Below are 21,232 nucleotides of genomic sequence, written 5' to 3' on the forward strand. Positions count from 1 at the left end.
TTATCAAGTGGTTATGTATTAGATTCTACTAGTTTTCCCTAGATGATACGAGTTTCCTCTAAAATTTTTCAAGAAGAATTGAAATGCATTACAGTTGATTCTTAAAAAGTTTCCTTAAGCTTTTCAGGAACATCAAAGTCTTCGAAAGTAAATGGTACTTCTTCCTCTAATGCTTCAGAGTCCACATCAAGTCCGGCGATTTTCGCTGAGTCAAAGTTTACATCATATAAAGTGACACGTTCAGTACCTCGACCGGAAGATGCGTCATCCAGTACAGCTTGCAACGTGAAATAAGGATCGCTTCCCTTTTTCACATAATCCATCATAATAAGAACAAATTGAGAAGTCACTTTATAAAAAGTGGCTGTTCCCGTTCCATTTGCTCCAGTCGTTTTGTGCCCCGTCATCCGACGGCCCATGATATTGACCTCGGATTTATTTTTCTCCACATTGGCCTCAAAAGTTTTGATATGGGCCATTTCTTCTCCATCAAGAAACAGCCTGCCCTCTTTACCTGAAATGGTGTTTTGCGCTTTTAATGCCATTCCTATTTCACCTCAACATTAAAGTAGAATTTTTCAGCTGCATCCACCGGTTGAACTGCAAGATCAATCAGGAAGCCGTCACGATCATTATTCAGAGCAATTGTAATGTCATTCTCTGAATCAAAATCAGTAATGCCCCCGTTATCTTGAAGAACACTCAAGTATTGAGTAATCAGTGTTTTTACAAACTGCAATCCGTCATTTGTAGCGGGAACGTCACTGCCGCTTGCTTTGCGAGACTTGATCAATGCTTTCAATTGAGATGTCAGGTCATTATTGATTGCATCAAGTACACGGACAATTTTGTTTTTCTGGAACATCTTATTTTTCTCAGCTGTTAGGCTTGTGAGTGAATTAATGTCCTTTTCAACCGATACTGATTTATCACGAGAATCATAAGTAAACAAGAATTCCCCATTTGACAATCGTTCAACGATTTCGTCGTTGTCAATTCGGTTAAGAACATCTACAGCTCCCTCGTATTCTACAAATGTAAGTGATTGATTAAATGTAGCCCCCGCACTCGCGCCGGCAACCCAAGCCGTAGCTTTTTCAGGAGTGATCTCCGTTCCATTTTCAAGTAGGACTCCACCAGTTACATTGATAATACCCTCATGGTCTCCCTTATAATTTGAAAGTACACCTTGAACCTTTTGCCCTTGGTTGTCTCTCAGCCGTTTGATAAACGCAACAAACGTTGCTTTTAATTGCTCGTTATCCTCTACAGGCAGTGCGATTGTGTCAAAGTATTCCGTTTCAGCCGCTTCCAAGAAAGCTGTATAATCGGCATTTGTCGGTGTTTTGTCTGTCCCGCCTGACAAGCGGATTCCGGAAGATGCCGGAAGAGCCCCGCTAATGTCTTCAGGGGCCGTACCGGTTAACGGAATAGTGACTGTTAAATCACCTTTCCCTGTAAACGTGACATAGTTATTTTGTTTAAGCTCTTCAGCTTTAGACACTGTTTGTTTATCCACTTCTGACTGATCAAGGTAGGTAGTGACATCAACTTTCAAAGAGTCAATAACGTTCTCAGTGATGCTGATAATGATGTCATTACCCTTTGTGCCGCCATAAAGAGCAGTAGCTTTTACACCTTCGCTAATGTCTGCTGAAGCACGAAGACCTTCCGTCAGACGATAAAGCAAGACTGTACTTGCCTTTTTCATTGCTTCACGTAAAAGCAATAGCGATGGATCATCAATATTCAACCCTACTTTTTTATTCAAGTCCTCGATGGAAGAGATAGAAATGAATTTCTTAACCTCACCCCAGCTGGATGCTATCGGCAGCGCAACTGTTCCACGTTCTCCGGCAGAAACACGGTTCTCCGCGGTCGTTTTGAAGTTAAAGTAAATACCGGCACGCTCTTTTTCCTTGCCGGGTGTGAATGTTCCGCCGTTCATCTATTTGACCTCCTTTTGAAGAAACTGAGTAATCAACTTCTTCGCTTCCGATTTTGTAATACTCGTTTTATGAACATGAAAAAGAGCACCGTCAAACACCTCGGGTTTTACCCCAAAGAGCTCTCGACTGTGCTCTCGCAAATCCTTAATATAAAAAGCATTTTCTGCTTTCTCTTTTTTAGTGGCCATCATTTCACCCCACTTTTAAATTTAAAACCATCTATTGAACGCTGTTCTTCTCGCTCATACCAATAGCGGCTCGTCCAGTTTAAGACAATGGTCGCGTAATCATCTGATACCCGCGTTTCTATTCGAGATAGCCGAATAAAATCACCTGTATCCTCGCCAGATTCTTGTATAAGCGGAATTATGCCCCTTTTGCTTCTAAGTGTATCCACAATCCTTTCTGCTTCATTATGAGCCTTCTGTGCGTTTTCGTGAAAGAGTTTTACGTTTAAAATATAGGCTTTCTGAAACGTAGATACTGTGTCCGCCCCATCGACCGTGGAAGCCGGTGGAAAGTAAAGAGACGGAACAGCAAAGTTCTGTGGTATTTCTTCTTCATACACTTGAACAGGATACAGTTTGTATAGATAGCCCATAATTGAACCTACTTCTTGATTCATGGCAGCACCGCCTTAAAATTCTTCATCAATCCATTGCTGCAGCTTCCGCTCAAGGCTTCTCTCAAACATCAACTGAAATACAGCCATGGCATTATCCCAAAACCCAGAACCGTCTACCCATTGGAACTTCAGCAGCATGCCGGAATTTCTTTCAGCAGGGTCATACTCGAAACGGTCGCCTTTCCACCGCCCTGGGACCCACCGTCTATCCTGATTTTTAGACGGATCGATCGTAAAGTGCCCGTCATTCACGTATGAGGCGTATTCCAGATTTGTTCCAACATCCAACTTTAAGCTGCCTTTTGTCATTGAAAAGATATTATCCTGGTCACCTTTCTGAAAGGAATTAAGCAAGCGGCGTGTGTCTACCGTCTTCGTCCTGATAATTTCATCTTGAATAATGTCTAGGAACTCAAAACCCATAGCTTCAAGCCACTCCTCGTATTTCCCTTTCAATTCTCCGCGAGAAGCACGGTTTAATGACTGAATGAACTGATCAAGACCTTTGATCTTCACAAACATTCAACCTCCCGTACTGCCGTCACTTCCCAATGATGATTCCTGACTTTGCGGGGCTTCTGTAATTTATAAGCAGTACCATCCCAAACCACCCTGTCATTTACTCGAATATCAGTAGTAGCAGGGAAATGCACAAGGAATGATTGATAAATAGCTACATTCGGTTCTTGTTGGATAATGGACTGACTCTTTTCTATAAAAAAACACGGCTGATTTTCTATGTCCGGCTCATCAGGGTACGAAAAAACCGGTTGAACATCTTCAACCGGCACCCCGAATTTTTGCTTTCTATTTTCTTTTTTCTCCTGCAGATGGTAAATGTCACATCTGTGAGTCAATAATGATTGATAACTCATATTGATCTCATCCGCACTTTCGCTTCAATCCCTTCTAAATCAGGGTTAGCCGGTTTCACATAATCTTTTATTAATGCATACACATCAGGTTCTTGAAGAGAACTGCCATCCCCTAGAGTATAAGAATAATCACCAATCTTTTCAGTTGTATATCCTTTAATAATTGACTCGTCGCCATTTATAAGAGCATAAAACTGCGACAACTTTAATAGGGCCAGTCGAACCGTTTCAGGCAAAGGAATATACTCTGCATCTGAAAAGTCATGTCCAACTTTAAGAATGATATCAGCAGTAGCCTCAAGGATATCCTGTTTTAACAACTCGTCAGGCCTGGTCTTTACAGACTCAAAAACTGAATAACTCTTTAATTCATCAGGAGTGATTAACAGCATAAGGTCACTCCCCTTTGTTATCTATTTGGTTAAGGATGTAGGCAATTCTTTCATCTGCGTTTTTGAAGTCAGACGGATTGCCACCAAGATTAGAAATAATGGATTCATGCTCTGCTTTATTCATACCTTTCAATTCCGATTCAGTATAATTTATCGGATCCTCCTTTTGATTATTAAGCTCTTGGGTTAGTACAAAATATGGATTTTCATTTAAATACTCATAGAGCTTTTTCGATACTGTTTGACTGACACCTGCTCGAAAGGTTATTCCCATAACATTGTATGTTTTGCCTTTAATAAGCTTTGCAGTATACACGCCAGACCACCTACTCCTTCACTTTCACGATCTTGGCTACGGCGTCCTCTTCTTCAAAAACACTATCCAATTTCGCTGTCAAAACAATGATAAACATACGGCGACGAATGTCCTTATCTACTTCAATTCGAATGTTACGAGAGAATCCGAGAATAATATTCTTCGGATGAGTTAGGATGATATCAGAAACATCGGCTGCAGTATCTCCCTCTCCAATCGTATAAGGCTGTAAATTTGCAATACCTTTGACCGGAACACCAAACGCAGAAGAAAGACCACCTTGAACAGCTGCATCCCCTAAGTTCGTTTGACGATCCGCTACACGATCTTTCCATTCAACCTCAATACCAGGCGATGTATAGAAACGGAACTCCTGCGGAATTCGCAAATATTTAGGAGGTACAGCTTTGTATCCTCGTTTAAATGTTTGGCGTGTCAGTTCCTCACCTGCAGCATCGACAATATGAGATGTAGCTTGTTTTCTGATGCCATCTAATTGTGCAAGATATGAGTCGGACGAAGATGTATCCCCATTTACAAGCAACTCTTCAATATCAACCGCAGCACGTTCAGCTATCATTTGCATGATTGTATTTTGAAGGCCATCTTTTTCGATGTTGTTTTCAAGTGTGTCATAAGTGATGTTAACTTCAGCAATAACTTCTTTTGTGCTTAAGTTAACTGTGCTAGTTGATGGAACTGATTTTTGATCTTTAGTTAACGCAACTCCTTCTTGGGCTGCCCTTAAAATACGCTGACCAAAACCGATCTTCTCGATTTTCTGTGTGTCATGGTCCATTTGAATAACACGCGCATCTCTTAAAATAGTTGGCGAATCTTGAACCATTCGAATAAAAGTTGAAGCTTGAGTAGGGTTCATAATCCCGCCGCTCTCTAAAGTAGAAAGCGTCATTTCTGCTTTATTAATAACCTCTTGATTTCTCATTCGTATCCTCCTTATCCATTAAAACAACCCTGACCAGATTGATTTTTGAATTTGTTCAGAACCCGATTCTTCGGTTTGCTTAGATGTTCCACGTTTTTTTTCGATTGCTTCAATTCGATCAACGAGCGGTTGAACAGCTTCTGATATTGCCTTTTTCAACTTCTCGCCCTCTTTTTCAACCTCTTCGTCTGTTTTTTCTTTATCTTTCTTTTTAGGATCTTCTTCTTTTTCTAGATCTGCCAGCCGCTTCTCAATCGGCTCTAAAGCGGCTTGAATTGATTTCGTTACTTCCTCCGAAGTCATTTCTTTTTCCTCCTCTTCTGTCTCAACCTGACTCAGCAAGTTACCGAGAGCAGTATGAGCATTTTTAATTTCCTGCAGGTTTGAAGCGGAAAACTTTCTCCCTGCCTTTTCAACTGGCTCTTCATATGATTGTTGTTGTTTACCCATAAAAAAGTTTTTGAGCAAATTAAAAAGCCCTTTCTCATCTGTTTTCTCTTGAGAAACGGGCTTTTCTTCTTGCTTTTCAATTGTTTCGGCAGTACCAGCCATTGAATAACCGGTAATTTCGCCTTTTTTGATTTGCTCCCATACTTCTTCTGAAGCCTTTGTCACAAGAACCCATGAACCCTTTTTAATGGTTTCCCCATTCATTTCAAAGTTTGCCGGTGCGACATAGGACTCAACCACCTCACCAACACCGCCCTGAAAATCATGTTGCTTGTCAATTTCTCGGGCATCTTTCAGGAATCCATGAGCGGCTTTTTCGATTTCTGCAGCTGTCATGAAATCACCGTGGGCGTCTACTGTATCCGGCTCATATACGATACCGTACACAAGTTTTTGCTCGTCCGCTTCTTTGGTAAGAACCTTGACTTCTTTTTGAAATACCGGCTTTTCTTCTGACTTCATAAAAAAGAACTGCTTTTGATTAGCAGCCTTGTCTACATACGAAACATGTGTGATTTTTGCATTTACTAATTCTCTTGGCATGTTGTTCACCTCCTTTCACGATTTAACCATTGTTTGTATTTCTCTTCATACTCCTTAATTGCTCTCTTTTCGCTATTAACTTCATTATCTCCCTCAGTAAATCTCCTTAAGAAAGGAAATCTTTGAACCAAACGTTTAGGTATTATAAATCTACAAAATTTAGTTCCCCAATTATCTTTTTCTTCTTCAGTTAAATGAATCATAAAATTTACAAATAGAACAAATACCAACAAGATAGAAATCAACTGGGTGAATAAGAAAACCCAACCATAAATACCTTCTAGCATATGTTCTTCTGAAAACCTGTCTGTTATAGTTACATACACCATAATGATATCCAAAAAGGCTGCAAAAATAACAGTGTGACTAAAATACCTATATCCCCTCAACAGCATTCGGAACCATATATTTTCTTTACTTTCAATAATTAAATACCATCGTACTTCTTTATTAACAACCTTGTGTTCCGTATAAAACACCTGCTCAATATCATTTTTCAGAATTACAAACTTGGTCATAAGTCTATCTAGATTTTCACTGGTTTTTTCTGAAAGATAGACATAATAAAGTTCCTCTAGTTCTACAAACCGTTTAATAATACGCTTATCTTTTAATTTAACAAGTGAATTGTGGTCTTTTGAGTATTTATCAAAAAACTCTTTCAGTTCTTCAGTAATATCAGTAATCTTAACTTTATTTAATATGTTTTTAATGGAGAAGAAAAGAGACCCGCTTGCTTCCATTAGACTTTCAGTTAAAATAGTTTCATTTCTTTTCAGTTTGTTCCGTTGCATTACCAAGATTGATGTTAGGATCACAGTCACAATGGACCCTAATAATGCTCCATAGTCTTTTAAACATGTTAAAATTGTTTCCATATACTCCCCTCCTATTTTACTTTACGAAATAAAATAGCCAGGGTTTCAATGGTTCTCTAAATTTCTTTTAAAGCTTCTCTTCGAATCTTTTCCTTTTCCTCAGCTGACAACCCTAAGATATCGTTATCTACCACAGGTGATAGAACACAATGGCAATGAACCCGCTCACCTGCAGATAGTTTAGGATCTCGTGGAAACATGCATGTCTCGCCACTACCTGGTATCTGAAATTCTTCATCTACGCCAATTACTGTGCCATCAAGATCAATATGATTCTCACGCGGGTTGTTTTTCTTCCCTCCGCTGTGCCGCCATTTCTTTTTCTTAACTGCCGGCGATTGTGCATATGACTCATGCTGAGCGGCAGAGGAAGCAGCAAGCACTTCAGTGATGGCCGTGGTACGCGCCCGCTCCCTATCAAATTGTGGCATGTCTTTGAGAGTCAACTCAATGTCTTGGATTGTAGAACCGTTTTCGATTGCATCCGTCAGCACGTTTTCTACTGCTTCATGAGTGTTTAACTTCATGATCTGAGCCAGTTTTTCAGACCAACCCTTAATCCAATTAATTGTACGATTGGATAAGACCTTAAAAGGCACTTCCGGATCTATAGAGTCCATGATCACTTCGGCCAGTTCTTCAATGGTCTGCTGCAAGAATCCCTCGGTCAGTTCCTGAAATTCTTCCTCGAAATCATCCTCCGCGAATAGGTTCTGTGTAAAAAACACTAGAAGCGCTTCTAAAGTCGCTTTCGAATCTTTGCTTACAAAACCATTCAGACCGTCTAAATACTTCTTACGCTGGCGTCTGAGCAATTTGGCGATTCCTTTTTCATATTCTTCAACAAATTTGGGTATCTTAGAAAGGCCGGGGAAATCAGGTACACTCTCCATTAGATTCTTCATCTCATCTTCCTCGGCTTTTTTAATAAAAGCATTTAGACTTTCCAGCAGTTTATCTGTTTTGTTCATCTCTTCAGATCCTCCAAAACATCCCGCATATCTTTTAATAATCCAATCATATCAGGAGTACCGGCCTTAGATTTAAACAGCGTAGCCGAAGGATCAGAAGCAGACGACTCGTTAGTCTTACCAAGCGGCCTATTGTATTCTTCCTCAGGCCATTCCTCAAGCGTCTTACCAAGAACTCTCCCAGCTAAATCACGTAGATCATTCGGAGAAACTGCACCAGCTGTTATAAACGGTGTTAAAACCTTAGCAATCTCAAGCGGGTCTCTAAAGTCAGGCCCTTTCAACATAAGACGAACCTTATGAATTTCAAGATCATTTAGAAATAAAGCATTCAGTTTACCTGTGATTAATTTTCGTTCAGGCTGAAATACTTGTTCCTCAGTAATCTTTCTTGCTGTGTCTGCTGTCGCTCTGTTGTAATCTTGGGCTTCACCTGTATAAAGTGGAGGCAAACGAAAAGCCGATCGAATTTTGTCTCGGCTCTTTTGGTCATATTCCAGAAACAAGGCATCCTCTTGAAGGATTTCAGCAAGTGATTTAATATCGACTTTCACTGGAGCAATCTCTTCATCACCATGAATGTTTTTCCCCTTCTCTATGCCTTCTGCTTCAAGTAATAGGAACTTATGAGCGTTCTCCACCCCTTCAAGCCCATTCATATAATCCTGCAATTGCGTGTATGAGTCTTCTGACAACATACCATTTTCAATTGTAATAGCAGCGGGAATATGTCTACCTTGCTTGAAGTACATGAAGTTCAGCTCTTCTGCTTTACGAGCTCCGTACAGATTAACAATATGGCCGATCCATCGAGGCTTTCCATAAGTACCGCTTCCTATTTTGAAATGAACCACTTCATTTGCTTGTTTTTCGAATGGAGTCTGTTCATCATATTGGCCTGTCTCTAAATTTAAAGTACGAGGATCACCATATTCTTTAAAGTAAACCATACGACCGTCAATCATCTGAACATACTTGCGAAATCGTTTTTCTCTTTTGATTGATTTCATTTGTCCTTTTTCGAAGTATGTAAAATCAACTTCAATTGGTTCAGACAATTTACAAACACGAACATTTTGAACGTCCATATACTCAATACCAGCCGGCTTATTTTCACCATTTCGAATGACCTCAATAAAACCATTTCCTGTCTTTTCTCGGTCTTCAATAACAAAGCCGAGTAAAGTCTCAGCTGACTCATCAAAGTGAAGATATTTAACGAACTCTTCAAGCTTTGTCCATTCACTTTCAGCTTCTGTTTTTTCATTGTTTTTCACATCTGGCGAATTCACATCAAACGAGTACTCAAAATCAAATCCAAAACCCACAATATTTGTCCTGTAGGCATCAACACATTGCTGTAAGATCGTTGAATACTCAGCAATCATCTTTAATTCTTTAAGATTATACGGAGGCGGCAAAATGTTGCTGTCATAACTGTCCGCAAATTCATCTTCATAGATTTGTTTTGTTGATTCAGTAGGTGGTGAGGCTTTGATCACTCGTGCTTTAACAGATTGTTTTGACATACTTTACCTCCTTCCTGGTCTTGATCTTTGCGGTCTTCCTTTAGATTCTTCTTTCAAATCAGTTACCTCGTAGTCATCAAGTGCATACCAAATAGCTGACAGTGTATGTGGGTCTATGGTGAACTCGTCTTCTAAGATGTTCCCCAGCTTATCGGTAGCATAAGTGAGCGGTTTAAGTTCATAAATCGTGTTCTCGCAACGATCAGAGCAAATAATCTTCTTGAACCGTTTGATCTTCTTTGTGTATTGGAGTCGTGATCCTTGGTACTTACGAGCGCCCACCATATTGAAACCGTGTTGCTGAAAGTAACGTATTGTCTTTGGCTCTGCAGAATCCGCCTTGATTAATTCTTTAGTCACTGCAAATTCCTTGAGTTCTTCGGCTGTCTTATCATCCGTCAGTCCATTTTTGTAATACTCCCAGTAGATATAGAGATATTTCTTCTCGTGATCCACAGCAACCCTAACAACGGCGTTATACGACTCAACAAAACCAAAGTCCATGCCAACTCGTTTAAGTGGACGGTTAATATTAGAGATTGCAGTCATAACCTCTTCATGTGGCCGTTCTTCAAACTGCGGTAGTACCCGAATTCCATTCACGCCAAAATGACCTTTCCGCGCAATTCGGTAAAGGTCTGGATCGTATGTCTTCAATTCTTCAAGTTGCTGGACATAGCTTTCTGGCAGAAAAAGATTATCATCTGCCGTTGAGTGATGATAATAGGTGTCGTTGCTAACGATTATCCGCTTTTCATAAAGCTCCTTATCATCCAGTACAAACCGCTTCTCTCGGTCGTCTTTAAAAAAATGCTTAAAAGTCCAATTGTCCTCTCCGACTGGATTTGTTGAGAGTATCATGTGGAGCGGCAAAGTCGGGTGACGAAGACGTCCTAACAGCTCCTTGAATCCCTCATACTTCACTTCAGAACATTCCTCAATCCAAATGAGTGAAATATTATTAATCGATTTAAGTTTGGCTGGCTTATCCATCCCTTTAAAGATGATGCGGCTGCCATTTGAAAATCGAATCTGCATAGGAGAAGATACACAACTAACGATATGATCTAATTTCAGATCACTTACAAGTTCATCAAATAGAGAAAATGTGGAGTCCCTATGTGTGTCGTACACTTCTCTAATAACAAGTGCAGTACGCTTTTCTTTTAGCAATTTCAGAACAATCTTGAGTGCCACATGATAACTTTTGGATGATCCATAACCGCCTACTAAGAATTGAAACTTTTGATTCCAGTCAAAAAGAAATTCTTTAAAATGAGGGTTTACTTGTTTAATCACTGTCATCACCTTTGTTCACAATGGTGATCTCAAAAGGTTTATCTTCTTCTGTAAGTTCTTCAATCTCTAATTTTTTCTTGTCTATACTTAAACGCATATGCTCCAATTTAAGGCGTCGTTCGTCCTCAGTATGGGCTAATTCGTCAAACTGCTTTATAAGGTTTCTGAGTTCTGCCATTGCCCGTGATTGAGCATTTAAGAATGTGGCGTGACGGTCCCAAGAAAATTGGAATTCGTATTCTTCCTCTTCGACTTCATTTGTCTCGGATAGAACAGACTTTTTCTTTTTCTGTTCCTTGATCATTTCTTCCTTGTCAGAAACGAACATGATTTTTTGTGCCCTTATAATTGCAGCATATTGAATCTGTATCTGATCCCATATCATATCGACAGGCGAACGTTCTTGAATCCCTTCCATAATCGATAGTGTTTCTTCTGGTAGGAACTTTGAGAAGAATCCATGAGTCACAGCGTTTTGATTTCCCTTTGGTGCGCCGCCCTTATTCCCTAAAGCATTTTTGTTACCTGGCTGCCCACCTTTATTTGTGTGCATACTTTTTGAAATAGGTGCACACTTTTTTCTTTTCCAACCATGCCGCTGTTTCCATGATTTAATGGTGTTCACTGACACCCCGTATTTCTCGGCAAGGTCCTTGTATTTCATGCCTTTGACGTAATCCTTATACGCCTTTATGTGCTTTTCAACCATCTACATTTATTGTTGCCTCCTTCTGATTCGTGTTGTTTTGGAAAAGGCTACCGGAAGCAGTTTATAGAGAATTTAAAAAAGCATTCTTAGATAGAAGGCTTAATTAGCTAACTCTGTTTTTAATAATTTTTCATAGAATTCTTCATGTTGATTTTTGGCCACTTCCATAAAAATAAAATTGACTTCCTCTTCATTTAGTTCACGGCCACCTTCAACTTCTAATTTTAATCTTTTCCACTCCGATTTTAGTATTACATTTTGTATAAATATTATTTCGGGGTGAATTTCATTTACTTGTTTAGGATCGAATCTAGAATATAGAGCTTTTTCAATAAATAAAATTTTATAAAGCTCATTATTAATTAAATCATCTAACTTTTGGGTCACTTTTTCAGATGGGTTAATATATAAAAAAGTTTTTGCCCAGTTATGTTGAATATTATTTTTAAGCCTTTTAAGTTCTAATTCTTCTTCTGGTTTAATATTTATAAAACCTTTTATTCTATCTAACTCTAATGAATATAAATGAACTGATTCATTAAAGTCATGAAAAATATTTCTTAACTTTTCAATCCATTGTGCTCTTTCTTTACTTATAATTTCTATATACCTGCTTTTATCTAACGCCTCAATATTCTGCTTCCCAATCTCATATGATATACGCTGTGCAGACTTAGCTGAATTATAAGATAGTACTCCTAATATTACAGAAGCAATTACTGAAGCAATTGCTATCACATATGGCGCTAAAATCCCTATCAAAGAAGTATGGTTATTATTTAAAACCCCAGCCAATTTATCTGATATATCCAATACAATCTCGGTAGTCGGTTTGTTTACCATTTATTCACCCTCCCACCTTATTATCGGTTATTGTCATCAACAATGGAACTATTTGCAAAATTTGTCGACAAAAAAATCACGATGCTTATTTTCTGCTCTTTATGTAATCTTCTTTACTGATACCTAAAAGCTCCGCAGAGTGCTCATCTGCTGATTGTTCTAAATGATGCATTTGATATTTAACGAATTCTTCTTCAGTAAATACCTTTTTATCGATGAGAATATCAATTAGAGCTTCTATTGTGCATTGACGGTTTACTGACCCGCCTGCTAACTGTTCTAACAAATGTTGCTGATTAACATTAATTGTTCTTGTCACGTTTTCACCTCCCACCTTAATATCGGCAAAAGGTTTCGACAAAGAACATTTTGCAGAATTTGTCGAACGATTACGCATTACACAGATCCTTTTTTATATTAAAATTATTTCAAGCTTTTGTAAGCTAGGTGAGCGCGGCTCTCACGGTTAATCCGAACAAGTCGAAATCCTTACTCGCCTAGAGGGGGGTGTGGTTATGGAAATCCACATCAAAATTTCCCGGGAGTTTGCAGTCGCAATTTTGATTGCAATCGCTCATGCCTTTCTCCGTTAGGAGAGAGGTTTTTTGTTTTTTAATTTATTCCTAACGCGAATGATTAAATGATCCGCGCCGACCTGCCTCCCATTTTACACCACAGATTTTTTCAGATTCAATAAACGCTCAAAGTGGCAATCTTGGCATAATTGGCTGATCAATTCGTCTTTCATTTTTCGTACCGTTTCCCGTGAGATACCTAAGTGAAGAGCAATAGCACGGTAGCTAATCCCCTCCATCATGCAATCATAAATAACTTTGTGCTGCTCACCTTTGATCTTTTCGGCACCTACCTCCACCGCATATACTCGTTCCTCATAATACTTAAGACGTTTGAAAAGACGTTCTTCTCTCATATCCATTTGCCGCAATTCAGCCTGACTCTTCCCAGGACTTCCTTTCGGCATAGCTGCTTCTAATCCATATTGTGCAACACCCCAATTCTTCATTGGAATTACTGAACCATAGAGTACCCTCTGCAAACGACGAACCTCTTTCACCATCCAGTGATAGCTATTGATTAGATTTTCAATATCTTTTCGATTCATGATTGTGTCCTCCTTTTTCAAATAAAAAACGGACACCAAACAAACAGCGTAAATGCTGTAAGTTCAGTGTCCGCAGGCTTTCCATCTTGGACTAGTTTAATTAATTTTTCTTAATTCTTGACTATCATTTGTCCATAAAAATTTTGATTTCACTAAATGATCATCAAAAAAATTTTTATTTAAAATCAAATCAGAAAACTTCTTTCCTTTTTCTGAATAAGTTATGTTATAGAAAAGCATTAATAATTCAATTGATGAAAGTTGAGCACGAAGAATGCCTCTATATTTCCTTTGTTCTAATTCATTTTCTTCTATATCTGTACTAAACTTTTCATCCTGTATAAACTTTATAATCCTATAAAGGTTTCTAAAATAATGTCCTATTACTTCTTCATTTCGATCATACATTAACTCATAAGCATTATTCTTCAAACGCTTTAAAGGAGAAAGTAGAAAGTTCTTCTTAAATTCAAGTAAAAAGTTAATTGTGATATCATCGAAAAAAAAATCTTTACTTATTTTATTACTCTCTTGTTCTTTAAGTACATAATCAAACATTCTTTTTGTCGTTAACAAATACTCTCTACAAACTTCCCTATTATTCTTCATGTTATTTTCAAAATAAGTTTCTGCATCTTTTTTAATCTTTAACCAATATGTATCTGTTTCATTATAAATTTTTTCTTCAGCTTCATAATAGCGCGAATCAATTTGTATTTCGTCATATTGGTCATAATAAGTATAAGAAGAAATATTTTCTTCCAATAAATCGAATACCTCATCTCTCTTTTCTTTTAAGTAAAGTATTTTAGTTATTTGATTTGTTTTTTCTATTTCTTCACTATTAACAAGTTGATGAATTGTCTCATTAAAAAAATCTTGTTTAATTACATTGTTATAAAGTCTCTTTAATTGTTCATATTGTTGCTCAAATACATATCTTCCTGAGAAAACTTTTTCATTTTTCTCTAATTTTAAGTCCTTTAAAATATTGTGATGCAGATTAATCATATTAAAAAATGTATTTTCAAACTGCTGTTTTAACAAAGTTTTATTAGAAAGTTCGAATTCTTCTCTTGTCTTTTTTAGTTCATCCTTTTGCATAGTTAGTTCTTTTCTTTGTAGCGCTAGCTCTTTCTTCTGCATTGAGATAGTGGCTACAACAAAAACTATACTGGCAAGCGATAATAATCCAACAGTGGTTCCACCTAGAAAATCTCCAATCGATCCTAAAGACCCAAACTTCTCAAGATTCAAACTGCTATTTAATTTAATTAGTAGCACTGTAGGAGTCAGTACAGCTACAAAAACAAACACCCATCCAACAATTAGCCATCTATTTTCACTTGATTTTAAATAATTAAGTATTCTTTTAAACATTAAATCACCCCTGAAATAATCATTTTAAAAAATCTTCAGTTACGATATAGAAAGCCTCATTTAAATCATCGATTTCATCGAGTATTTTCATAATCAAGTTGAATTTCAAAAAGAATGTAATAATTTTTCTGAATTTATGAAACCTTTGTTTTTTCGGTTCGTAATACATTTATCCTAAAAAATTGGAGGTTTTTAGTATGTTTAATGAAAATCATTATGTTCCAGTATTAAGGTGGAAAAGAGGTGAACAAAATGCAATTAAAGAACTTGATGACAAAATTAAAAATAAAATTACACCGTTAGTAGAGATCCCGCCCATAGACTGGGATTTCGAGAACGAATGTCCCAAAAAAACAATTGACGAACATATTAAGAATTTTGCTAGTCAATTAAAAAATTCTTGGGGCAGTGCTAACACTATATTTATCGATGCTTTTCAAATATGTATTGATGACGAAGAAATGACCGTCAATAAAATACACCCACTGAAACATATTTTTGATTCATTATTAAAAGAAAATTTAAATGCAATTCCTGTTATATGTCCGAATTCTGGTCTGAATTATGAAAAGGCTGTTCATACCATTATAGAGACTTATGATACAGGATACTGCATACGATTGTCAGATAAACATTTAGATAATACTGATGAATTAATAAGTACTTTCTTAAGAAAATTCCCAGCCTCTCCAGAAAAAATTGATATTATACTAGATTATAGATACATCGACCCCAATCACACATCACGTATGTCTTCATTAGTCGCGGGTACATTCTTAACACTTCCATATATAAATGACTGGAGAACCCTTACCTTTATAGGAACGAGTGTTCCAGAGAATTTATCTTCAATACCAACTGGTACAGATGGAAGCATTCCGAGAAGCGAATGGCTCATCTACAAAAAGTTATTATCAACTAATTTATCAAGATTCCCATCATTCGGTGATTATGTAATTTCTAATCCTGAATACATATCAATTGATCCTCGATTGATACAAATGGCCGCAAATATTAGGTATACCTCAAATGAGGATTATTTATTTTTTAGAGGACATTCAGTAAGAAGTCCGAAATTCGGAAAGTGGCAACAAGCTCAAACATTATGTAAAAGACTAATTGAGCATCATAGCTTTTATGGTAAGGATTACTCTTTTGGTGACAATTATATATATGAATGTGCACATGGAAGAAATAGTACAGGTAATGCAGAAACTTGGAGGAAAGTTGGAACTAACCACCATTTAACTTTGGCTAGCAATCAACTCTCCAGTTTTCACGATTCCTTAGTTGCTCGTTCACAATAACCTTTATCTCTTCCAAAGTGAAACTATTACAGATCTTTTCATATAATTCTGCCCGAGGTTTGCTTAAGTATCCTTTTTGCAAACCTCTTTCTTTCAAAATATCGAGTGCTTCATTTCTCCATAGCAAGTGAGTTAATGAAAAAGGGTCTACTTTCAAATTACATCTCCCTTTTCTAACTTCCCTTAAATTTATTTGATCTTTATTCCTTGTAACAAGAAGAATTCCCCACCATTTTGGAACTATTTTTCGGACCGCATGTAAATGATTTCTCTGAACAACTATTGTCATTCTGTCAAATACCTTATTATAGTCTTCTATCTGACTTGGCAGTCTTAATAATGTATCGCTTTCGCTTTTAATTTCAAATCCATGAAGCATACCATTAATCACAGCTATATCTACTCTAGATTGTCCATGAAGAACACCTAATTCATTGATTATTTTTATATTTTCATCATCGGAAAATTTATTAAGCAAATGAGTTAACAAAACTTCCCGGATATCACTATCTCTAAGTTTCCGCAATGTCTTTCACCCTTTTTAACGTATCAAGGTAAATAATAACACAGAACCCACTTATTTAAAGAAGAAGAATTTGATTTTATATTCTATCAAGGTTTACAAACACTACACATTTTAAAGTTGAATCTCCAGAATCATTTCACTTTAAACCCTATCTCATGATCAACCCGCGCAAAGTTGCCCTTTACCGTCTGGATCACCGTTTTGCCATGCTCCGGAGCATCTAAGACATGGGCTGTACCTTGATTCCCATCTAATACAATGATCTTAACCTTCCCCGGGTCGATTTTCTGCTGAATAGTGAAGTCTTTTTTGATGTTTATTTCTCTTGGATTGTACACACAAAACGCCCCCTATGTTATGATAGAAGTACCAGTTCATATCAAGAACACTGTGGCTAAGCGCTTCGGTGTTTTTTATTTTTAGACAGAAACCTCTTTTATCATGACTTCCACTCTCGGCTCTTCGCTATAAAACTTGCTAACTTTCAGATCCACAACCTGACTATCATCTTTGTATATCAGATGATTCAAAGCATCTTTCACACCCTTTACATAATTATCAACGTCGGGCTTTGTAGTCGGCCGCAGAAGACCCTTTTCAGCTTTTTCTTTCTTCTTTGATGAGTTTGAAACTGTTTTTGGCATTGGCCTGTACACTTTGACATCCATTGAGACAGGACCAGTAATAATTGTTTCTGGGCGATGCTGAGACGCAACCAATGCAACATACTGCTTAAAATGCTTTGATTTCGCTGGATCACGCATATGCACCTTCCCATTTCGTATTGATCCACGCGGCCGTCCTTGTGCGACTGGCTCACCATATACAGTGAACTTAATGCAATCCAACTGCTCTTTACCTCCCATCAAGCTGTTCCCATAGCTGAATTTCTTTTTCTATTCTCGGTGCGGAGAGTAAAATTGCCAGCAGAGACACGACTGCTTTAAGCACTCAGCATCCGCTCCATTTGCTTTATTTTTTCCTCAAGTAAACGGATTGTTGGTGTAAGATCTTTACCTTCTGTAGGACTTAGAGGTCCAAATATATAAAGTCCACCAGTTGCTTTTATATTCGTTTTCTTTTTCATTCCCAATCACCTAACCTATGATTTAATTGCATTCGATCGCCTTTAATAATCACTATGTAATCACGACACATCTGGTGAATTCGTGAACCAAGAGCCTCGTCAATGTCCAAAAGCTCATCGATTGTTAACTCCGAAGAAATCAGCAAAGGCTTGTGATTCAAGTACCGATAATTAATGACAGACTGAATTTGTTCAACCTGCCAATCGGTTGCCCTTGGCTGCCCGTTTATTGGTTTGAATAAGTCATCAATGAATAGAACTTGGACCTTTCTCATGGCATCGAGTTTTGCTTCTAAATTGTCAAAGTCAGCTTTCAAATCACCCATGCCCTCTACATAAGGGAAATACATGCAGTGTACTGATTTTTTCTTGATCAGATTATTCATTATCGCCGTGAGCAAATGAGTTTTACCGCTACCTGGCTGTCCAAGTAATGCGATACTGTTTTGCCGTTCTCCTTTGATTTTTTGAAAATCTTTATAGTATTCCACTGCACATTCATAAGCATCTTTGATCATGTCTGGCTTACCGTCTGTAATGAAGTTACCAAAGAGAAGCTTTTCAAATTCTTCTGTAATGCCACTAGCTGCCATGAGTCTGGCAATTTTCTTTCGTCTCACACATTCACACTGTTTTGAATAAGTATCTTTCCATTCACTAGCTTTGTCCGGCGTGCAAACCTTTCCTAACAGAAAGTCATCTTCAGGTACCATTTCGTTAGGAATCATAAGCTCTAACTGTTCATCCAAATACCAAGGAGTGTCTTTATGGACCCGATAAACGACAATTCCACGATCCTTACAATAAGGACAATCAAAATCAGCCTTTTCTTCGGATGCGGCCTGTTTTGTTACCAAAAAGCGGGCTGACTTTTCCCGAAGTTCCTGCATGATCGTTTGAAATGCGGTGTCTATACTGACTGCTTTGTTTATAGCCATATTGTTTCTCCTTTCTCTTTTGAGTGAATGGATTTGATAAGATGGCTTGAACGTATGACAAACTAGCTGCTTTCCCTTTTAATTGAAACGCTGTCTTGATAGCCCCCATCACTTTTTCTTCACCATAATCGTCGACCATGTATCCAATTCGCTGTGCCTCCATCGGGCCGACTGACCGAGCAACTTTGTTTTCATATAACTCAAAGGCATTTTTCATTTTGTCATCAACCTCCTTATGTTCGATCTCAGCTGGTTCGAGAGCTTTTTTCTTCATGTAATTTCCTAGCTGTATGTAGTCTGCATAATGAAGTATGGTGACGATGAACCCTCTTTTTTGTGGAAGACGGTCCAATTTGATATATCCCTGTTTCTCCATTCGGTCTAGTGAGTATTTAATCTGAGCAGCTGACCAATTAAAGTCTTTTGCAAGTTCTACAACTTTGATAATCGTCTGCCCAAGTTCTAACTCTTGATTTGGCCTGTATTCAGCTCTTTTGAACAAGTGATCATAGATTTTTTCATCCCTAAACTCTTTGAATGGTAGTCGGGGTATGACCACATACCCCATTGCTTTGATGTCCAAGTTAATCACCTACTTCCTTTCACAGAGTGCAGTTATGTCACGGGTGCCGACCTCAATCGAACGGAAGTTCATCTTCTTTTATATCTACAGGCTTGCCGTCAAAAGGATCAGCTTCTTGTTCGCTTGTTTTTTCCGGTTCGTCTTTGTTTGAAGGCTCGGAATCGATAATTTCTGAACTACTATCCGCTTCATTCGTAATGTCAATCTGTTCCCTTGTTTCATCTTCCTCAATAACTGCTTTTTGCATTTCCACAGAGAGAATTCCCCACTTACTTAAAACTGCTTTTAATACAGTCTTAAGAGCCATCGCATCCCAGTCATTTTTCCATCCAAAATCAGACTTACTGAATTTCTTTTTGTGCTTTTCTACTTGTGCCTTTGTCCAGTACACTGTTTTTCGGAAGCCATTTATCAACTCAAAATAAGCTGCATAACCAATTACCGCATCAGATTCTCGTTTTTCAAAATCAATCTCGATCTCCTCAGTCAGCGGATTCCACTTCTGCAATTCGCCTTCATGAATCGGTATGCAATTGATGGACTTATATTGGCCTGTTCGCAAGGCAAGCTGTATATATCCTTTGTATCCAAGCTGGAATTGAGCCTTTCCTCCATAAGGAACAATCCAGGCATACCCTAAGTTTTTATCTATAGGTAGATCGAGTGTAGCTGCCACCATCGCAGATGAAATAACGCTCATAGGATCTGTTTTCTGAAGCATCTGCTCACTGTTATAAAGGCTTAAGATAGAAGCAGTAAACTGTGTAGCCCTCTTCCCTAACACTTCCTCAAATCGCTTAATAACGGATGGTGAGGAAAGCAAGCCTTTCATGGTTGCTCCTTGTTGCTGAACAGGAACGCTTTTTTGTTTTTTTTGGATGTTGTTTTTAATTGATTGATTAGTAGCCATAGTCAGCTAACCTCCTTGATTCCAAAACGTCTGAAATTAGTTTCCTTTTTGACCTTCTCGTAAATATCCGGAAACTGCTCTTTGAGCTTTTTCGTGTCAACTCGATATGAGACAACAGGCTTCCAACAAGCTTGATAGCCTCCGACAAACCCGTACTCTGCATCCTTCATTTCATGTTTGATCTGATTTTCTAATTCTTTTGCCTGGCTTTGAAGCTCTGTGATCTGTTCTTTTAGGCACAAATATTGTTGAATACGTTCTCGATTAGCCGCTGTTAAATCAATAGCTTTGTTATTTTCCGTTTCGGCATATCGTTTTTTGAGGTATTCCTCCGCAGCACTTGAACCATCTAAAGCAGGAGCTTGTCCGCCTAAGACCTTGTCATTCCAGAACTCAATCTCTGCTTCAAAGATCATGTCAATTAACTCGTCGTCTCGCTCAATCTCTTTCCAGGCAAATTTGTTTCCGCCGATCAGCACAGCAAAATAAGCTTTCCGATATTCAGGTCCAAGCACACCCAGATAATGCTGGACCTGAACGATATAGCTCTCTGGAATTTCTTCGTCTTCCCATTCTTTAAAGTTGTAGGCTGATGTTGTTTTACATTCAAGGATCGCTTTTTCACCAACGATCATTCGATCAACATTAGCCAAAATGAAATTATATTCTGGATGTCTGAGTATTGCTTTTTTACGTCTAACCTTCTTGCCACTACGTATCTCAAATTCTTTTGCAACAATGTCTTCTAGCAATGATCCAAAGTAAGCAGCTTCACTTTGCAATTCACTAACAGGGACCTGTCCTGTTTTGTCTAACCATAATTCAAAAGGTGTCTTCCACTTGTTTAGTCCCAAGATAACGGATGCATCTGAGCCGCCAATTCCTTTTCTCCTTTCAATAAGCCATTCATCGCGGCTCATTTCAGAAGTCTTAGCATGAACCTCAGCCCTTTTGCTTGTCATACTACCTAACCCCCATTGTTTTTATTGAGGCTATCTGATAAAATATTTGCACATGAGTTTTTATTGATAGCCTTTAAAGAAGTCCACTTTG

Annotated in this window: 28 protein-coding genes; 1 reads left to right on the forward strand and 27 read right to left on the reverse strand. The window is 38.0% G+C overall.

The genetic code is table 11. The features are described from left to right. Positions 1–101: 101 nt before the first annotated feature. From NSS75_RS13895 to NSS75_RS13985, 19 genes are all read right to left on the reverse strand, one after another. On the reverse strand, positions 102–545 hold the full coding sequence (locus NSS75_RS13895) for a phage tail tube protein (protein WP_015714312.1): 444 nt from the start codon (positions 543–545) through the stop codon (positions 102–104). Between the two features lie 2 nt (positions 546–547). Next, complete coding sequence (locus NSS75_RS13900; protein ID WP_339233429.1) at positions 548–1,948, reverse strand: phage tail sheath family protein; 1,401 nt, start codon at positions 1,946–1,948, stop codon at positions 548–550. Further along, positions 1,949–2,140 (reverse strand): hypothetical protein, encoded by a 192-nt coding sequence (locus tag NSS75_RS13905; protein ID WP_033880532.1) that lies wholly within the window; start codon positions 2,138–2,140, stop codon positions 1,949–1,951. After that, entirely contained in the window at positions 2,137–2,574 is a 438-nt protein-coding gene (locus tag NSS75_RS13910) for a DUF6838 family protein (protein ID WP_095713355.1), read from the reverse strand. Before NSS75_RS13910 ends, NSS75_RS13905 begins: the two co-directional genes overlap by 4 nt. A 12-nt stretch (positions 2,575–2,586) precedes the next feature. Next, positions 2,587–3,090, reverse strand: coding sequence for an HK97 gp10 family phage protein (locus NSS75_RS13915; RefSeq protein WP_327808420.1), 504 nt, complete (start codon positions 3,088–3,090; stop codon positions 2,587–2,589). Next, the gene (locus NSS75_RS13920) at positions 3,087–3,449 is read right to left on the reverse strand and encodes a YqbH/XkdH family protein (RefSeq protein WP_339233434.1); all 363 of its coding nucleotides are present in this window, start codon (positions 3,447–3,449) and stop codon (positions 3,087–3,089) included. The genes NSS75_RS13915 and NSS75_RS13920 overlap by 4 nt, the downstream gene beginning before the upstream one ends. Next, complete coding sequence (locus NSS75_RS13925; protein ID WP_339233436.1) at positions 3,446–3,841, reverse strand: DUF3199 family protein; 396 nt, start codon at positions 3,839–3,841, stop codon at positions 3,446–3,448. Before NSS75_RS13925 ends, NSS75_RS13920 begins: the two co-directional genes overlap by 4 nt. Before the next feature lie 4 nt (positions 3,842–3,845). Beyond that, complete coding sequence (locus tag NSS75_RS13930) at positions 3,846–4,157, reverse strand: YqbF domain-containing protein (RefSeq protein ID WP_339233438.1); 312 nt, start codon at positions 4,155–4,157, stop codon at positions 3,846–3,848. 10 nt (positions 4,158–4,167) lie between these two features. After that, positions 4,168–5,103 carry a phage major capsid protein gene (locus tag NSS75_RS13935; RefSeq protein WP_339233440.1) on the reverse strand — a complete coding sequence of 312 codons (936 nt, stop codon included), beginning with the start codon at positions 5,101–5,103 and terminating at the stop codon, positions 4,168–4,170. An 18-nt stretch (positions 5,104–5,121) separates the two neighbouring features. After that, a complete protein-coding gene (locus tag NSS75_RS13940; protein ID WP_339233441.1) occupies positions 5,122–6,096 on the reverse strand; it encodes an XkdF-like putative serine protease domain-containing protein in 975 nt (324 codons plus the stop codon). A 5-nt stretch (positions 6,097–6,101) separates the two neighbouring features. Continuing rightward, on the reverse strand, positions 6,102–6,974 hold the full coding sequence (locus NSS75_RS13945) for a hypothetical protein (protein ID WP_024122166.1): 873 nt from the start codon (positions 6,972–6,974) through the stop codon (positions 6,102–6,104). A 56-nt stretch (positions 6,975–7,030) separates the two neighbouring features. Continuing rightward, positions 7,031–7,945 carry a phage head morphogenesis protein gene (locus NSS75_RS13950; protein WP_221777060.1) on the reverse strand — a complete coding sequence of 305 codons (915 nt, stop codon included), beginning with the start codon at positions 7,943–7,945 and terminating at the stop codon, positions 7,031–7,033. Next, positions 7,942–9,474, reverse strand: a complete 1,533-nt coding sequence (locus NSS75_RS13955; RefSeq protein ID WP_339233444.1) for a phage portal protein — start codon at positions 9,472–9,474, stop codon at positions 7,942–7,944. The genes NSS75_RS13950 and NSS75_RS13955 overlap by 4 nt, the downstream gene beginning before the upstream one ends. A 3-nt stretch (positions 9,475–9,477) precedes the next feature. After that, positions 9,478–10,773, reverse strand: coding sequence for a PBSX family phage terminase large subunit (locus NSS75_RS13960; RefSeq protein WP_339233446.1), 1,296 nt, complete (start codon positions 10,771–10,773; stop codon positions 9,478–9,480). Further along, complete coding sequence (gene terS / locus NSS75_RS13965) at positions 10,766–11,482, reverse strand: phage terminase small subunit (protein ID WP_339233448.1); 717 nt, start codon at positions 11,480–11,482, stop codon at positions 10,766–10,768. Before terS ends, NSS75_RS13960 begins: the two co-directional genes overlap by 8 nt. A 99-nt stretch (positions 11,483–11,581) precedes the next feature. Further along, entirely contained in the window at positions 11,582–12,325 is a 744-nt protein-coding gene (locus tag NSS75_RS13970) for a hypothetical protein (protein WP_268390148.1), read from the reverse strand. A gap of 85 nt (positions 12,326–12,410) precedes the next feature. Continuing rightward, a complete protein-coding gene (locus tag NSS75_RS13975) occupies positions 12,411–12,644 on the reverse strand; it encodes a hypothetical protein (protein ID WP_046663735.1) in 234 nt (77 codons plus the stop codon). Positions 12,645–12,992: 348 nt separating this feature from the next. Continuing rightward, positions 12,993–13,448 carry a sigma-70 family RNA polymerase sigma factor gene (locus tag NSS75_RS13980; RefSeq protein ID WP_339233452.1) on the reverse strand — a complete coding sequence of 152 codons (456 nt, stop codon included), beginning with the start codon at positions 13,446–13,448 and terminating at the stop codon, positions 12,993–12,995. A 96-nt stretch (positions 13,449–13,544) separates the two neighbouring features. Next, positions 13,545–14,828 carry a putative phage abortive infection protein gene (locus NSS75_RS13985; RefSeq protein ID WP_268290696.1) on the reverse strand — a complete coding sequence of 428 codons (1,284 nt, stop codon included), beginning with the start codon at positions 14,826–14,828 and terminating at the stop codon, positions 13,545–13,547. Positions 14,829–15,025: 197 nt separating this feature from the next. Here NSS75_RS13985 and NSS75_RS13990 point away from each other — a divergent pair, with 197 nt between their 5' ends. Beyond that, positions 15,026–16,135, forward strand: coding sequence for a beta family protein (locus tag NSS75_RS13990; RefSeq protein ID WP_268290697.1), 1,110 nt, complete (start codon positions 15,026–15,028; stop codon positions 16,133–16,135). On the opposite strand, the gene NSS75_RS13995 is transcribed toward NSS75_RS13990, so the two are convergent. The 8 genes from NSS75_RS13995 to NSS75_RS14030 all read right to left on the reverse strand — a co-directional run bounded on the left by NSS75_RS13995 (position 16,083) and on the right by NSS75_RS14030 (position 21,141). After that, the gene (locus tag NSS75_RS13995; RefSeq protein WP_144486704.1) at positions 16,083–16,661 is read right to left on the reverse strand and encodes a sce7726 family protein; all 579 of its coding nucleotides are present in this window, start codon (positions 16,659–16,661) and stop codon (positions 16,083–16,085) included. The genes NSS75_RS13990 and NSS75_RS13995 overlap by 53 nt on opposite strands. A 131-nt stretch (positions 16,662–16,792) precedes the next feature. Next, entirely contained in the window at positions 16,793–16,999 is a 207-nt protein-coding gene (locus NSS75_RS14000) for an XtrA/YqaO family protein (protein ID WP_268290698.1), read from the reverse strand. Between the two features lie 81 nt (positions 17,000–17,080). Next, positions 17,081–17,509: a RusA family crossover junction endodeoxyribonuclease gene (locus NSS75_RS14005; RefSeq protein WP_268290699.1), complete on the reverse strand. Its 429-nt coding sequence runs from the start codon at positions 17,507–17,509 to the stop codon at positions 17,081–17,083. Between the two features lie 95 nt (positions 17,510–17,604). Next, the gene (locus tag NSS75_RS14010) at positions 17,605–17,754 is read right to left on the reverse strand and encodes a hypothetical protein (RefSeq protein ID WP_268290700.1); all 150 of its coding nucleotides are present in this window, start codon (positions 17,752–17,754) and stop codon (positions 17,605–17,607) included. Beyond that, positions 17,745–18,686, reverse strand: coding sequence for an ATP-binding protein (locus tag NSS75_RS14015; RefSeq protein WP_339233458.1), 942 nt, complete (start codon positions 18,684–18,686; stop codon positions 17,745–17,747). The genes NSS75_RS14010 and NSS75_RS14015 overlap by 10 nt, the downstream gene beginning before the upstream one ends. Then, positions 18,568–19,245 (reverse strand): DnaD domain protein, encoded by a 678-nt coding sequence (locus tag NSS75_RS14020; protein WP_187952997.1) that lies wholly within the window; start codon positions 19,243–19,245, stop codon positions 18,568–18,570. The genes NSS75_RS14015 and NSS75_RS14020 overlap by 119 nt, the downstream gene beginning before the upstream one ends. Positions 19,246–19,321: 76 nt before the next feature. Beyond that, entirely contained in the window at positions 19,322–20,179 is an 858-nt protein-coding gene (locus tag NSS75_RS14025; protein ID WP_339233460.1) for a recombinase RecT, read from the reverse strand. Between the two features lie 2 nt (positions 20,180–20,181). Further along, a complete protein-coding gene (locus NSS75_RS14030; RefSeq protein WP_339233462.1) occupies positions 20,182–21,141 on the reverse strand; it encodes a YqaJ viral recombinase family protein in 960 nt (319 codons plus the stop codon). Between the last annotated feature and the right edge of the window lie 91 nt (positions 21,142–21,232).

Origin of the sequence: Bacillus sp. FSL K6-1012, from assembly GCF_037964915.1 — a bacterium.
In the GTDB taxonomy this organism is placed as follows: Bacteria; Bacillota; Bacilli; order Bacillales; family Bacillaceae; genus Bacillus; species Bacillus halotolerans.